General features: G+C 69.1%; 15 protein-coding genes. 12 read left to right on the top strand and 3 right to left on the bottom strand.

Going from position 1 to position 13,027, the window contains the following annotated elements; genetic code table 11:
- Nucleotides 1-88: 88 nt before the first annotated feature.
- A complete protein-coding gene (locus tag ACFCVM_RS01780) occupies nucleotides 89-1,039 on the top strand; it encodes an alpha/beta hydrolase (RefSeq protein ID WP_375833126.1) in 951 nt (316 codons plus the stop codon).
- A 96-nt stretch (nucleotides 1,040-1,135) separates the two neighbouring features.
- Here the strand turns inward: ACFCVM_RS01780 and ACFCVM_RS01775 are convergent, their stop codons facing one another.
- Together ACFCVM_RS01775 and ACFCVM_RS01770 are read right to left on the bottom strand one after the other, a co-directional pair.
- Nucleotides 1,136-2,347 (bottom strand): low temperature requirement protein A, encoded by a 1,212-nt coding sequence (locus tag ACFCVM_RS01775; RefSeq protein ID WP_375833124.1) that lies wholly within the window; start codon nucleotides 2,345-2,347, stop codon nucleotides 1,136-1,138.
- Between the two features lie 24 nt (nucleotides 2,348-2,371).
- Nucleotides 2,372-2,824, bottom strand: a complete 453-nt coding sequence (locus ACFCVM_RS01770; RefSeq protein ID WP_375833121.1) for a GNAT family N-acetyltransferase — start codon at nucleotides 2,822-2,824, stop codon at nucleotides 2,372-2,374.
- 275 nt (nucleotides 2,825-3,099) lie between these two features.
- Here ACFCVM_RS01770 and ACFCVM_RS01765 point away from each other — a divergent pair, with 275 nt between their 5' ends.
- From ACFCVM_RS01765 to ACFCVM_RS01755, 3 genes are all read left to right on the top strand, one after another.
- The gene (locus ACFCVM_RS01765; protein ID WP_375833119.1) at nucleotides 3,100-3,837 is read left to right on the top strand and encodes an alpha/beta fold hydrolase; all 738 of its coding nucleotides are present in this window, start codon (nucleotides 3,100-3,102) and stop codon (nucleotides 3,835-3,837) included.
- 207 nt (nucleotides 3,838-4,044) lie between these two features.
- Entirely contained in the window at nucleotides 4,045-4,926 is an 882-nt protein-coding gene (locus ACFCVM_RS01760) for an RNA polymerase sigma-70 factor (protein WP_375833116.1), read from the top strand.
- On the top strand, nucleotides 4,913-5,278 hold the full coding sequence (locus tag ACFCVM_RS01755) for a hypothetical protein (RefSeq protein ID WP_375833113.1): 366 nt from the start codon (nucleotides 4,913-4,915) through the stop codon (nucleotides 5,276-5,278). The genes ACFCVM_RS01760 and ACFCVM_RS01755 overlap by 14 nt, the downstream gene beginning before the upstream one ends.
- 21 nt (nucleotides 5,279-5,299) lie before the next feature.
- On the opposite strand, the gene ACFCVM_RS01750 is transcribed toward ACFCVM_RS01755, so the two are convergent.
- Complete coding sequence (locus ACFCVM_RS01750; RefSeq protein WP_375833111.1) at nucleotides 5,300-5,806, bottom strand: MarR family winged helix-turn-helix transcriptional regulator; 507 nt, start codon at nucleotides 5,804-5,806, stop codon at nucleotides 5,300-5,302.
- A 98-nt stretch (nucleotides 5,807-5,904) separates the two neighbouring features.
- On the opposite strand from ACFCVM_RS01750, the gene ACFCVM_RS01745 reads away from it, so the two are divergent.
- The 8 genes from ACFCVM_RS01745 (at nucleotide 5,905) to ACFCVM_RS01710 (ending at nucleotide 13,011) form a co-directional block, all read left to right on the top strand.
- Entirely contained in the window at nucleotides 5,905-6,987 is a 1,083-nt protein-coding gene (locus tag ACFCVM_RS01745) for an alkene reductase (RefSeq protein WP_375833108.1), read from the top strand.
- Nucleotides 6,988-7,041: 54 nt separating this feature from the next.
- Nucleotides 7,042-7,977: an NADP-dependent oxidoreductase gene (locus tag ACFCVM_RS01740; RefSeq protein ID WP_375833105.1), complete on the top strand. Its 936-nt coding sequence runs from the start codon at nucleotides 7,042-7,044 to the stop codon at nucleotides 7,975-7,977.
- Nucleotides 7,978-8,089: 112 nt separating this feature from the next.
- Nucleotides 8,090-8,851: an SDR family oxidoreductase gene (locus tag ACFCVM_RS01735; protein WP_375833102.1), complete on the top strand. Its 762-nt coding sequence runs from the start codon at nucleotides 8,090-8,092 to the stop codon at nucleotides 8,849-8,851.
- Nucleotides 8,852-8,857: 6 nt separating this feature from the next.
- Nucleotides 8,858-9,643: an SDR family oxidoreductase gene (locus tag ACFCVM_RS01730; RefSeq protein ID WP_375833099.1), complete on the top strand. Its 786-nt coding sequence runs from the start codon at nucleotides 8,858-8,860 to the stop codon at nucleotides 9,641-9,643.
- Nucleotides 9,640-10,401, top strand: coding sequence for an SDR family oxidoreductase (locus ACFCVM_RS01725; RefSeq protein ID WP_375833096.1), 762 nt, complete (start codon nucleotides 9,640-9,642; stop codon nucleotides 10,399-10,401). The genes ACFCVM_RS01730 and ACFCVM_RS01725 overlap by 4 nt, the downstream gene beginning before the upstream one ends.
- 72 nt (nucleotides 10,402-10,473) lie before the next feature.
- Nucleotides 10,474-10,617 (top strand): hypothetical protein, encoded by a 144-nt coding sequence (locus ACFCVM_RS01720; protein WP_375833094.1) that lies wholly within the window; start codon nucleotides 10,474-10,476, stop codon nucleotides 10,615-10,617.
- A complete protein-coding gene (locus tag ACFCVM_RS01715; protein ID WP_375833092.1) occupies nucleotides 10,614-11,180 on the top strand; it encodes a hypothetical protein in 567 nt (188 codons plus the stop codon). Before ACFCVM_RS01720 ends, ACFCVM_RS01715 begins: the two co-directional genes overlap by 4 nt.
- Before the next feature lie 331 nt (nucleotides 11,181-11,511).
- Entirely contained in the window at nucleotides 11,512-13,011 is a 1,500-nt protein-coding gene (locus ACFCVM_RS01710) for an MATE family efflux transporter (protein WP_375833090.1), read from the top strand.
- The last annotated feature ends 16 nt before the right edge of the window (nucleotides 13,012-13,027 follow it).

Genomic DNA, 13,027 nt, shown 5'->3' with positions numbered 1-13,027 from the left:
AGAACGGCGTGCCGCCCGGTCGTAGCGGGCAGGGCGCATCCGTCGGATGCGTCCATCCAGAGACCGACTCGATCCGGAAGGCACGATCATGAACAAGCACGTCCTCGACAGTGAGGCGCAGGCGATCGCCGACGCGACCTCGACACCTCCGTTCCTGTACCAGCTCGGCGCGGACGGCGCCAGGAAGGTCCTCGACGACCTGCAGGCCGCCCCGATCGCGAAGCCCGAGGTCGACGAGGAGTGGATCACCGTTCCTGCCGCGGTCGGCGACGTGCGAGTGCGGATCGTCAAGCCGGTCGGCTCGACCGGCCCGCTGCCGACGATCCTGTACATCCACGGCGGCGGCTGGGTCATCGGCAACGCCGCCACCCACGACCGGCTCGTGCGCGAGCTCGCGGTCGGTGTCGAAGCCGCCGTGGTGTTCGTCGAATACGACCGCTCGCCGGAGTCGAAGCATCCCGTCGCCATCGAACAGGCCTACGCCACTGCCCAATGGATCACCCGCTCGGGCGCCGAGAAGGGCCTCGATGCATCGCGTCTGGCCGTTGCCGGCGATTCCGTCGGCGGCAACATGACCGCGGTGGTCGCGCTCCTCGCGAAGGAACGAGGAGACGTGTCGTTCGTGCACCAGTCGCTCTACTACCCGGTCACCGATGCCGGGCAGGACACCGACAGCTATCGCGAGTTCGCCGACGGTCCGTACCTGACGGCGGCGGCGATGGCGTGGTTCTGGGACAGCTACCTGCCGGATGTCGCGAAGCGGAGCGAGATCACGGCCTCGCCGCTTCGTGCGACGATCGAGCAACTGACCGGGCTCCCCGAGGCCTTCCTGCTGACCGACGAGAACGATGTGCTCCGCGACGAGGGCGAAGCGTATGCGCGGCGTCTCTCGGAGGCCGGTGTGCGGACCACGAGCGTGCGCTACAACGACACCGTGCACGACTTCATGATGCTGAACCCGCTCCGCCCTTCGCCCGCCGTCACGGCAGCGGTCGAGCAGGCGGTGCACGTGCTCCGCAAGGCGCTCGGCCGCGCGTGAACTCCGAACGCATCGGGTTCGGGACGGCCCCCGAGGTGCCCTGGCACCCGGGGGCCTTCCCGGTTCGGGCCACCGGCAGCACTGACTCGAGGCGGCTCAGTCGGTGAGTGCGCGCTCGAGAGCGATCTCCTGTCGACGATGCCCGACGAGCTCGAAGCCGATCACGATGACGAAGGGCGAGCCCGCGGTGATCAGGATGCCGACGCCGAAGCTCGCCCCTGCAGCAACCGCGACGACCGCGAGCGAGAGTACGACGATGCTGCCGATGAAGAGCCCGAGGCGGAGCGCATCGTGCTGCCTGAGCAGGAGCGAATGGACGAGGAGCAGACCGACCTGCACCACGCCGACGGGAACGACGACCGTCAGCAATGCCTGAACGGTACTCACCTCGGCGGTGCCGTCGATCTCGGATGCGGCCACGTGAAGCCCTGCGCCGGTCGCAGCGAGGCCGAGGAAGATGACGTAGTGCACGTAGCCCCAGGTGAATCCGCGCTCACGGAATCGTGCCAGCATCGCGGCCGATGGCATCGTGAAGTACGCCCACCACAGACCGAATGCGAGCGCCGTGCCGCCGAAGGCGAGTGCCATGGCCTCGACGGACCATCCCTGCTGCTCGATGACGGCTGAGATCGCGAGAATGGTGCCGAGTACGATCTCGCCGAGCGTGATGATCACGAGCAACCCGTAGCGTTCGGCGATGTGGTGCGCATGCCACGGTGTGCCGCCACCCGTTCCGTGTTCCGCGATGTAGGGCCCGGCGAGTTCGAACACGATGACGCAGACCGTCAGAGCGAGCGTCGGTGCGAGCGGCATGTTCAGGACGATCAGGACGATCCAGCACAGTTGGGCACCCGAGACGCACGCAGCGTACGTGAGCGCGGTGCGTCGATGCGTCGGGTCGTGCCTCGCAGCGCGCAGCCACAACGCCACCGTCGCGAGTCGCATGATGACATACCCTGCGGCGACCACGGTGGTGTCGACGTGCGCGCCGGCATCGAGCGAGTGGAAGAGCGGCGGAATGCCGAGCGCCAGGACGAGCACGCCGATCATCTCCGCCAACGTGGCCAGCCGGAAGAAGACGTCGTCGTTGTCGTAGGCGGACGCCAACCACGAATAGTTGATCCATGCCCACCAGATCGCGAACACGGCGAAGCAGAACCCGCCGATCGCGGGACCCCAGTGCCCGACTTCCAGCAGGTGCGCGGTCTGACTGCCTGCCAGGCTGAACGAGACCACGACCGTGAGGTCGAAGAGCAACTCGAGCGGCGTTGCGGTGCGGTGCGGCTCGTCCGGATCTCGGCCGGTCATGTGCCGGAGCCCATGGAGCATCGCCTACGCGCCCTCCCACTCCGGTGCGATCAGATCCGCGTACTGCCGATTCTCGGCGATGAAGGCTGCGACGAACGGGCACCGCACCGTGATGCGAAGCCCACGTTCGCGGATGTCGTCGAGCGCATCGGCGACGAGGTCGGCGGCGATGCCCCTCCCGCGGAACTCGGGCGCCACGGTCGTCGTGAGCACGATGATCCGGCCGTCGACGACGTCGTAGCGAAAACTCGCGATCTGCCTGCCGTCGATGGTGGCGGCGTAGACCCGTTCATCGGAGCGGTGGAGCAACTGGATCTCGGACTCGGCGTCCGCCGAGGGTCGGTCGACCTCGCGAACGGTGCGGGTCGCGACCTCGTCGAGGAGGGCCACGGTGCCCTCGTCGAGAAGGCCCGCGCCGTCGGGGTACCCGGCTGAATCGGGATACTCGATCGGCCTGAAGCCGTTGCCTGCACTCATCGCGTTCTCCTTCTGTCCGAACCGCTGATCGCGACAGGATCCCGGCGGCGGGTGGGACCAGCCGTGGTCTGCTTGGCGCTACCTCCGGAGAAGCCGCCTGAAACCCAGTGCTCCCGCTCTTCTCTCACGACTCGGCCGAGCCTGTCATCAGCGAAGACCGGGTGGATGGCCGAGTTGTGACGGATCGGCCGAGGTCGTCACAACTCGATGCTCCGCTCGGTCTGAGCTGATACCGACCCGCACGCTGCGGGAACGATTCGAGAAGGGGAACAGTCATGTCAGATCAGAAGCCGACCGTCGTGCTCGTGCACGGCGCATTCGCCGAGTCCGCCAGCTGGAACGGTGTCATCGCGGCGCTCTACGCCGAGGGCGTCACCTCGGTCGCGGTCGCCAACCCGCTCCGCAGCCTCGCCGGCGACGCCGCTTACGTGCGCGACGTCGTCGCCTCGATCGACGGGCCCGTCGTGCTCGTCGGCCACTCGTACGGCGGACTCGTGATCAGCGAGGCATCCGCCGGCAACGACCAGGTCGTCGGCCTCGTCTACGCCTCGGCGTTCGTGTCGGAGCCCGGCGACAGCGCCTTCTCGCTCTCGGCGAGCGAGCCGGGATCGACCCTCGGTGACGCGCTCGACGCGCACCCGATCTCGACCGGCGGGGTCGAGTTCGTGATCCGTCGTCCGCTGTTCCGCGACCAGTTCGCCGCCGACGTCCCCGTGCAGGTCGCCGGGCTGATGGGCGCGACCCAGCGGCCGGTCACCGAGGCAGCGTTGAGGGATGCCGCCGAGGCGCCGGTTCCCGGGTGGAAGGATCGCCCGTCCTGGCACGTGTTCGGCAGTGAGGATCGGAACATCCCCGCAGCGGTGCTCCGTGCCGGTGCCGAGCGCGCCGGCTCGCGCGGCACCACCGAGATCGCAGGCGCTTCGCACGCGGTGAGCGTCTCGCAGCCCGAGGCGGTCGCCTCGACGATCCTCGACGCGGTGCGCGGCGCCGTCGAGGCCCGCGAGGCCGCGTAGCCGGACGACATCGGCGCCGACGCAACGCCGGAACGACCAGCCGCGGGCGCGCGAGACCTCGACCGGCACCTCGCGCGCCTGCGGCATCCGGAATATCATCCGAGGGTCGGGGAACTGATTTCCCGGAATCCGTCACATTCGTGCGACGTGTCCGGTCTCAGCTGGAAGGGGCGTTCTGCTCCCTCCGCCGACCGAGGGGAACACGACATGGATGGCAACCTCGACGACGCGCTTGCCGTCTACGAGAGTGTGCGTGGGCGACTCTTCGGCATCGCCTACCGCATGCTCGGCAGCGCCGGCGAGGCGGAGGACGTCGTGCAGGAGACGTGGTTGCGTTGGCAGGGCACCGACCGCTCCGTCGTCGAGGAACCGGCGGCGTTCCTCGCCACCACCACGACCCGACTCGCGATCAACGCGCTGCAGTCGGCGCGCGCCCGACGTGAGACCTACATCGGCCCGTGGCTGCCGGAGCCGGTCGACACGAGCGACGACCCCACCCTCGGGGCCGAGCGTGCCGAGGCACTCGGCTTCGCGGTGCTCGTCATGCTCGAGCGTCTGACTCCGACGGAGCGGGCCGCCTATGTGCTGCGCGAAGCCTTCGCGTACCCGTACGAGCAGATCTGCGAGATCGTGCAAGTCTCCGAAGCCGCGGCCCGGCAACTCGTCAGCCGTGCCCGTCGGCACCTCTCCGGTGAGCGCAAGCGCGAGGCGTCGAAGCAGGAGCAACGGCGCCTGCTGACTGCGTTCCTGGCAGCGGCGAAGACGGGCGACCTCGTCGAGCTGGAGCGCCTGTTCGCCGAAGACGTCGTGTCGTACTCGGACGGCGGCGGCCGAGTTCGCGCTTCGAAGTTCCCGGTCGTCGGCCGCATGCGCGTGGCGAAGTTCGTGCGCGCATTCCGCACCCATTTCTGGGACGGCGTGCAGATCACCGAGGCCGACACGAACGGCCAGCCGGCCGTGCTGCTCTCGAAGGACGGTGCGACGTTCGCGGTCCTCACCGTGATCACCGGTGCCCGGGGCATCGACCAGGTGCTCTGGATGATGAACCCCGACAAGCTCGGCGCAGTGGCATCCCGTGTCGCAGCATGACCTCGCCGCTCGTCTCCTCGTCGCATGGGAGAACTGGGACGAGGTTGCGTTGTCGAGCGTGCTGCACCGCGATGTCGCGCTGATCGTCGACAGCGGCGATGAGACCGGCGGCGAGCTGTGCGGCCGTGTTCGGGTGATCCGCGAGCTCGGCTCGCAGCTGACCCGGTTCGCGGATGTCTCGCTGCGCGCGGTGCACGTGAGCGGGCGCTCCGGTATCGCACTCCGCCGCGAGGGCGGCGAAGTGGTGGGCGTGCTGAGCCTCGACGGTGCAGCGTCGATCGACGAGCTCTGGCTCTCGACGGCACCGGCGAAGCTCGCTCATTGGAACCGTCGACGCCCCGACATCTCCTGAAGCGCGGCGACGCCTCGCGTGTCAGTCGCGCGCGTTCCTCCCGGCGCGCCCAGTCGACCGGGGCGGCTGGGCGCGCATGACCGTCGAGACGAGTCCGAGCAGTCGGGTCAGTTCCTCGCGGTCCGCCGGATCCAGCGCATCGACGAGCACCGCACGGACGACCTCGATGTGCCCGGGAAGCACGCGTTCGAGCCGGGCGGCGCCCTCCAGCGTGAGCATGACGTTGACGCTTCGCTCGTCGTCGGAGGATGACTCGCGCACCACGAGCCCGGCCTGCTCGAGCCGATCGACCTGATAGGTCAGTCCGCTGCGGCTGTGCACCAGCCGGTCGGCGAGGGCCGTCATCGTGCTCCGCCTCGAGGTGTCTTCGCCGAGGATCGCGAGGATCTGGAACTGCGTGAAGCTCAGGCCGCCGTCGGTGCGCAATTGTCGCGCAACGCCGTGCTGCACGAGGGAGCTCACCTCGAGGAGCGAGAAGTAGACGCCGAACTCGGGAGGCAGCGCAGGCGGCACGGCTGGGACGGACATACCGCGATCCTACGAAGAAAATCGTTCGAATTGGAAATAATCGGTCGAGCATCACTGTTTCGAATTCGTAGTAAGTAGTTCGAATTCGAAGGAGTATCATGACGAACACGGAAATCGAGACCACCCAGGCGCTGTGGGCGCCGACACGACTCGGCCGCATCCCGCTCGCCCACCGCCTCGCGATGGCGCCGATGACCCGAAGCCGGGCCACGGCAGACGGGCTCGTGACCGGGCTCACGCAGACCTACTACGCCCAGCGGGGGTCGCTCGCGATGCTCATCACCGAGGGGACCCAGCCGTCGGAGGACGGACAGGGTTACCTGGCGACACCCGGCATCCACAACGAGGCCCAGGCGGCGGCCTGGCGCGACGTCGCCGACGCGGTCCACGAGGCCGGATCGACGCTCGTCATCCAGCTCATGCACGTCGGCCGGGTCGCCCACCCCTCCAACACCGTGCACGGCCGGGTTCCACTCGCCCCGTCGGCGATCGCCGCCAAGGGCGACATGTTCACCGCCGCCGGACCGCAGCCCATGGCCGTTCCGCGTGAGATGAGCGGAGCCGACCTCGCGCAGACGATCGCCGATTTCCGGCACGCCGCGCGTCTCGCGGTCGACGCGGGGGCCGACGGCGTCGAGATCCATGGGGCGAACGGCTACCTCCTGCAGCAGTTCGTGAGCACCAACGCCAACCGCCGCACCGACGGGTACGGCGGAGACATTCCCGGCCGCGTCCGCTTCCCGGTCGAGGTCGCGGCCGCGGTCGCCGAGGAGATCGGCGCCGACCGGGTCGGCTATCGGATCAGCCCCGGCAGCCCGCTCGGCGACATCGTCGAGGAGGATGTCGCCGAGGTCTACGGCGCGCTCGTCGACGCGCTCGCTCCGCTCGGGCTCGCCTACCTGCACGTCGTGCACCTCGGCGATGAGGGATTGCTCCGCGACATCCGCGATCGCTGGGAGGGAGGGCTCGTGCTCAACCGTGCCGGCGCCGACATCGACCGCCGCGCGCAGGACGTGCGCGACGGACTCGCCGATGTCGTGAGCGTCGGTGCCCTCGCGCTCGCGAATCCCGACCTGCCCGCTCGCATCCGGGCCGGGGCGTCGATGAACGCGCCCGACCTGTCGGCGCTCTACGGCGGCGGTGAGCGCGGGTACACCGACTACCCGCGGCTCGCAGCCTGATCATCCACGAACCATCAACACGACACGAACCATCAACACGAAAGGAACCGCATCATGCGCGCCATCCGATACTCCGCCTTCGGAGACCCGACCGTGCTCGAAACCGTCGAGGCACCCCGCCCCATCGCCGGCCCCGGCGAGGCTCTCGTGCGAGTCGCAGGTACCACGTTCAACCAAGTCGATGCGACGATCCGTGCCGGCGCCCTGACGAAGGCCTTCCCGATCGAGCTGCCGCACACGCCCGGCATCGATCTCAGCGGCACCGTCGTCGACATCGGTGCGGGCGTGGCCGACGACCTCGTCGGCCGGAACGTCATCGCGTTCCTGGCGATGACCGCCCCTGGTGCGGCGGCCGAGTACGTCACCGTGCCGGCCGAATCGCTCGCCCCTGCTCCGGAGTCCGTTCCCCTGCCGGAGGCGGCATCGCTCGCGTCGAGCGGGCTCACCGCATGGCAGGCAGTCGAGTCGGCCGGTGTGCGCCCCGGCCAGTCGGTGCTCGTGAACGGTGCCGGCGGCGGGGTCGGCGCGTTCGTCGTGCAGCTCGCCGCACGGGCCGGTGCGACGGTGATCGCCACGGCCGGTGCGCGCAGCCGCGACGCCGTGCTCGCACACGGTGCGAGCGAGGTGATCGACTACACCGAACGCTCCGTGGTGGACACGCTGAATCGACCGGTCGACATCGTCGTGAATCTCGTGCGCACGACGCCCGAAGAGACCGCGGCGCTCGTCGCGTTCGTCGCGCCGGGCGGTGCGTTCGTCTCGACGACGACACTGGGCGTGGCGCCCGCGGGCACGGGGATCCGCACCGTGAGCGTCTTCGCACGCAGCGACGCCGCCCAGCTCGCTCGACTCTCGAACCTGGTCGATGCCGGGGAACTGCACCTCGATGTGAGCGCCCGATACCCGCTGAAGGACCTCGCCCGGGTGCACGCGCTGGCCCAGTCCGGGGCGCTGCGCGGGAAGGTGGTCCTCACGCCGACCGAGTGGTGACCGAGGGGCGGCGACGGCGAATTCACTCCCACCCGTCACAGATCGGGTGGGAGTCCGGTCAGAGTTCGTGACGGCAGCGGAATCACCGCTGCCCCGACGGAAGGCACCAGTCATGAAGATCGTCGTCATCGGAGGCACCGGCCTCATCGGCTCGAAGGTCGTCGAACACCTCCTCGAGCACGGCCACGAAGCCGTCGCCGCCTCTCCGAACTCGGGCGTGAACACCATCACCGGTGAAGGCCTCGCCGAAGTGCTCGTGGGCGCGGACGTCGTCGTCGACGTGTCGAATTCGCCGTCGTTCGCCGACGACGACGTGCTCGCGTTCTTCAGCACCTCCACCACGAACCTGCTCGCTGCCGAGCGCGAGGCCGGCGCGACCCACCACGTGGCACTCTCGATCGTCGGCGCCGAACTCCTGCCGAACAGCGGGTACCTTCGCGCCAAGGTCGCCCAGGAGAAGATCATCGAGGAGTCGGGGCAGCCGTACTCGATCGTGCGCGCGACGCAGTTCTTCGAGTTCGTCGGGCGCATCGCCGACGAGGCGACCGTCGACGGCGTGGCGCGACTCAGCACGGGCCTCATGCAGCCGATCGCCGCAGCGGATGTCTCGGCCGCCGTCGCCCGTGTCGCCGCCGGCGACCCGATCAACGGCACCCTCGAGATCGGCGGGCCCCAGCGCTTCGGCCAAGACGAGTTCGTGCGCGTCGGCATGGCCGCGAAGGGCGACCCCCGCACCGTCATCGGCGACGCGGAGGCGCCGTACTTCGGCACCAAGCTGACCGGCACCGAGCTGGTGCCCCTCAGCGACGATGCCCAGCTGTCGACGACGACGTTCTCCGACTGGCTCGCCGCACAGTCGGCGCCGGTGAAGTAGCCCGCCATGCGGATCTCGGTCATCGGCGGCACCGGCCTCATCGGCACACGACTCGTGGCGCGACTCGTCGCCGACGGCCACGATGTCGTCGTCGCCTCACGCGCGACGGGCGTCAACTCCTACACCGGCGAGGGTCTCGCGGAGGCCCTCGTCGGGGCGGAGGCGCTCATCGACGTCTCGAACTCCGACTACCTCGACGAGGCGGCGGCGAACGAGTTCTTCTACGGCTCGACGCTCAACCTGCTCACCTACGGCGCCGCAGCGGGCGTGCCTCATCACGTCGCGCTCTCGGTCGTCGGAACCGATCGACTCGCTCGCTCCGAGGGCGGCTATTTCGCCGCGAAGGCGGCGCAGGAGCGGCTCATACGACAGTCGGGCCGGCCGTACTCGATCGTGCACGCCACCCAGTTCTTCGAGTTCATCGCGAACATCGCCGATGCGGGCACGAGCGAGAACGTCGTGCGGCTCTCCCGGGCGTTGTTCCAGCCGATGGCGGCCGACGACGTCGCCGCCGCGGTGGCGGCGACCGCGAACGGGGCACCGGTGAACCGCGTCGTCGAGTTCGCCGGGCCCGAGCAGTTCCGGCTCGAAGAGCTCGTGCGCCGCCAGTTGCGCGACCGCAACGACCTGCGCGACGTGAAGGTCGACCCCCTCGCCCGGTACTTCGGCACCGACCTCGAGGAGCGCGAGCTGCTGCCCGGCCCCGACGCGACGATCATGCCGACCCGTTACGAGGAGTGGATCGCGGCCGGCGGTCGGCCGAACGTCGAGCTCGAAGGGTCGGCGAGTTGAACGCCGCCGACCGTTCCGACGCGCACCCCGCCCTCGACGGCAAGGTCGTCCTCGTCACCGGGGCGTCCTCGGGCATCGGCCGCGCGACGGCGCTCGCGTTGTCGACCGCCGGCGCGCGCGTCGCCGTCGGAGCGCGCCGCGTCGATCGGCTCGACTCGCTCGTCGACGCCGCGCCGGGTGAGGCCATCGCCCTGCAGCTCGATGTCACCGATCCGGCATCGGTGGAGCGCGCGGTCGGCGAGACCGTCGAGCGGTTCGGGCGACTCGACGCGCTCGTGAACAATGCAGGACTCATGCAGAGCGGAATGATCCTCGACGCCGATGTACGCGAGTGGCGGCGCATGGTCGACACCAACCTGCTCGGCTCGATGTACGCCGTGCACGCCGCCCTGCCGCACCTCCTCGAGGCGAAGGGCGCGGTCGTGCAGGTGTCGTCGACCGCTGCGCGTTCAGCCTCGCTCGGCAGCGGGGTCTATGCCGCCACGAAGTTCGGAATCAGCGCCTTCTCGGAGTCGCTGCGTCAGGAGGTCACCAACCGAGGCGTCCGCGTGATCGTGATTCAGCCGGGCTTCGTGGACACGGAGCTCACGAGCCACATCACGGACCCTCGGATGCAGGCCGCGGCGGCCGAGCTCTCCTCGTCGATGCGCACGCTGCATGCCGACGACATCGCCGAGGCGATCGTCTACGCGCTCGGTCAGCCCGAACACGTCTCGATCAACGAGATCCTGGTGCGTCCGACCGACCAGGTGCGCTAGCACGCTCGAGGAGTGCACGAACTCGAAGAACTCGCGGTCGACCAGGAGGACCTTCGTGTCGCGGAGCCGGGCATGCCACCGATCGACGAAGCCGACGAGCGGGCGATCGTCATCTCGGAAGTGAACGGTGTCGGCGTCGCGCACCCGGATGGCAGGCTTGCGACGGTGCTGGAGCGTTTCGAGCGCCAGAAGACGGATTCGAGTGGAAGGGCATGAGCATGCGCGACGGGGAGCAGGAGATCGAGGGGCAGCCGACGCCCGAACCCGTGGGGTCGGTGCGCATCACAGTGACGGAGGCGGATCGGCAGGCGATGCGGCGTGCGCTCGTCGATGCGGCGCTCTCTCGTCGCCTGCGCGTGATCGCCGCGGCCGTCCTGCTCATCGCCTTCGCCGTGGGCGTCTTCGGCCTGATGCAAGGCGATCCGGCCGGGCTCGTGCTGTTCGGGGTGGTGACGACGCTGGCCTTGATATCCGTCATCGTGGTGGTGCTTCTTCGGCGTGCGGCGTCGAAGGCGGTCGACCAGAGGATGCCGCTCGACTCGCGGTTCCGCATCAGCATCGACGCAGATGGCGTGGAGGTCGAGAGCGCTGGAGGAACCTCTCTGCTCCCGTGGAGCTCGCTCTCCGGTGCTGAGCATGCTGTGGACGTGATCGTGTTTCGGGGCGTCGACAGGAAGCCGGTGTTCTTCGCACCCGGTCGGACGGTCGACGACCGCGCGTTGGCGCTGATCGAGAGCGGTACTCGGCAGTCGAGCGCGCTTCGGGGCTCGGATGGATGAGCGGTGCCCGCACGCGGCCGACTCGGATACTCTACGCAGCTGGGTGCGGATGCTGCCACGCTGATCATCTGGGCCGCGAATTCGCTGCTCCTCGTGGCCGTGGTCATCGGCATGCGCCGGCTGCTCACCCCGGGACATCCGGTGGTCGCGGACGGACCGCCTGCGGGAGGGACGTCGGCAGGCAGATCGTGATCGGCTTTGCCGGTCCTGCGGAGTGGACCGTTCATCAGAGCGGTGGAGCAAGTGTTCGAGCGTCTGGGCAGAATTCTCTATACTGCGATGGCAGCGCAAACATTTGCGCCCCCGTTCCGCTTCGACCCGTTGAGATCGCATGGCAAGAAATCTGACCACCGGCGCCCCGTGGCGGGTCATCCTCGTATTCTCGGTCCCGTTGCTCATCGGCAACGTGGTGCAGCAGCTCTACCAGGTCGTCGACGCGATCGTCGTCGGCAGGCAGCTCGGCATCGACTCGCTCGCTGCCGTCGGTGCGACCGGATCCCTGCTGTTCCTGCTGTTGGGATTCGCCTGGGGTGTCACCTCGGGGTTCGCGATCCCCACGGCTCATGCGTTCGGCTCCGGCGACCTCGACGCCGTGCGCCGTTCGGTCGCAGCCGGCACGCTCCTGACCGGAGCCATGAGCGTCGTGCTCACGATCGGGGCGCCGCTCATCGCCGGGCCGGCCCTGCAGCTGCTGCAGACCCCCGAAGAGTTGCTGAGCGAGGCGACGGTGTTCGCGCAGATCAGCTTCCTCGGGGCATCCGCGGTGATGTTCTTCAACTACCTGTCCGCGGTGATCCGCGCGATCGGCGACTCGCGCACGCCGCTCGTCTTCCTGACGCTCTCGTGCCTCCTGAACATCGGCCTCGTGGTGCTCATGGTCGGCCCCCTCGACTGGGGAGTCGCCGGAGCCGCCCTCGCGACGGTCGTCTCGCAGGCCGTTTCGGTCGTGCTGTGCCTCGAATTCATCCGCCGCCGGATCCCCGTGCTGCACGTGCGCCGCGCCGACTGGCGGGTGTCGCGGTCCGAGGTCGTCGAGCACCTGCGGCTCGGCATGCCGATGGGCTTCCAGACCTCGATCATCGCGATCGGCACGCTCACCGTGCAGGTGGCCCTGAACGAGCTCGGTGCCGATGCGGTGGCGGCCTACACGACGGCATCCCGGGTGGACTCGATCGCCGTGGCGCTCCTGTCGTCGTTGGGCCTCGCGGCGTCGATGTTCGCCGCACAGAACCTCGGCGGCCACCGCCCCGACCGGATCCGGCGAGGCGTCGTGCAGGCGACGTGGATGTCGATCGGTGCGGCCATCGTCATCGGCGCCCCCCTGATCATCTTCAGCGAACAACTGGTGCGGGTGTTCGTCGGCGACGGCTCGGAGGCGGTCGTGGATGCCGCGGCGTACATGCTCGTCGTCGACGGCTTCACGTATTCGGCGCTCGGCGTGCTGTTCGTGCTTCGCGGTGTGCTGCAGGGGCTCGGGCGCACGGTCGCGCCGACCGTGACCGGGGTGGTCGAGCTCGTCATGCGGGTCGGCGCGGCGATCGTGCTCGGCTCGGCGTTCGGGTTCGTCGGGGTGGTGTGGAGCAACCCGCTCGCGTGGCTCGGCGCGATCGCGCTGCTCGTGCCCGCCTATGTCATCGAGCACCGGCGTCTCGGACGCATGCGGGTCGAACCGCTGGCCCCGACGCCGACCACGCCGATTCCGATCGTCGGACCCGTCGACGGGTCGATGAACGTCGATGCGGTCGTGACCGGGTCGATCCCCGCGCAGGAACCGAGCGAGACGGCATCGCGCCGTCGCGCTCGTGACACCGACTCCGCAGCTTCGATCTGAGCCGCGGCGCTCGGAG

It is taken from the genome of Agromyces sp. NPDC056389 (genome assembly GCF_042262385.1).
In the GTDB taxonomy this organism is placed as follows: Bacteria; Actinomycetota; Actinomycetes; order Actinomycetales; family Microbacteriaceae; genus Agromyces.
Note: the sequence above shows the minus strand (reverse complement) of the source record. Positions and strands in the feature narration are given on the sequence as shown.

What these genes read in the sequence shown, in the direction of transcription:
- ACFCVM_RS01780 (WP_375833126.1), top strand. Translation starts at nt 89, where the DNA reads ATGAACAAGCACGTCCTCGACAGTGAGGCGCAGGCGATCGCCGACGCG.
- ACFCVM_RS01775 (WP_375833124.1), bottom strand. Translation starts at nt 2,347, where the DNA reads ATGACCGGCCGAGATCCGGACGAGCCGCACCGCACCGCAACGCCGCTC.
- ACFCVM_RS01770 (WP_375833121.1), bottom strand. Translation starts at nt 2,824, where the DNA reads ATGAGTGCAGGCAACGGCTTCAGGCCGATCGAGTATCCCGATTCAGCC.
- ACFCVM_RS01765 (WP_375833119.1), top strand. Translation starts at nt 3,100, where the DNA reads ATGTCAGATCAGAAGCCGACCGTCGTGCTCGTGCACGGCGCATTCGCC.
- ACFCVM_RS01760 (WP_375833116.1), top strand. Translation starts at nt 4,045, where the DNA reads ATGGATGGCAACCTCGACGACGCGCTTGCCGTCTACGAGAGTGTGCGT.
- ACFCVM_RS01750 (WP_375833111.1), bottom strand. Translation starts at nt 5,806, where the DNA reads ATGTCCGTCCCAGCCGTGCCGCCTGCGCTGCCTCCCGAGTTCGGCGTC.
- ACFCVM_RS01745 (WP_375833108.1), top strand. Translation starts at nt 5,905, where the DNA reads ATGACGAACACGGAAATCGAGACCACCCAGGCGCTGTGGGCGCCGACA.
- ACFCVM_RS01740 (WP_375833105.1), top strand. Translation starts at nt 7,042, where the DNA reads ATGCGCGCCATCCGATACTCCGCCTTCGGAGACCCGACCGTGCTCGAA.
- ACFCVM_RS01735 (WP_375833102.1), top strand. Translation starts at nt 8,090, where the DNA reads ATGAAGATCGTCGTCATCGGAGGCACCGGCCTCATCGGCTCGAAGGTC.
- ACFCVM_RS01730 (WP_375833099.1), top strand. Translation starts at nt 8,858, where the DNA reads ATGCGGATCTCGGTCATCGGCGGCACCGGCCTCATCGGCACACGACTC.
- ACFCVM_RS01720 (WP_375833094.1), top strand. Translation starts at nt 10,474, where the DNA reads ATGCCACCGATCGACGAAGCCGACGAGCGGGCGATCGTCATCTCGGAA.
- ACFCVM_RS01715 (WP_375833092.1), top strand. Translation starts at nt 10,614, where the DNA reads ATGAGCATGCGCGACGGGGAGCAGGAGATCGAGGGGCAGCCGACGCCC.
- ACFCVM_RS01710 (WP_375833090.1), top strand. Translation starts at nt 11,512, where the DNA reads ATGGCAAGAAATCTGACCACCGGCGCCCCGTGGCGGGTCATCCTCGTA.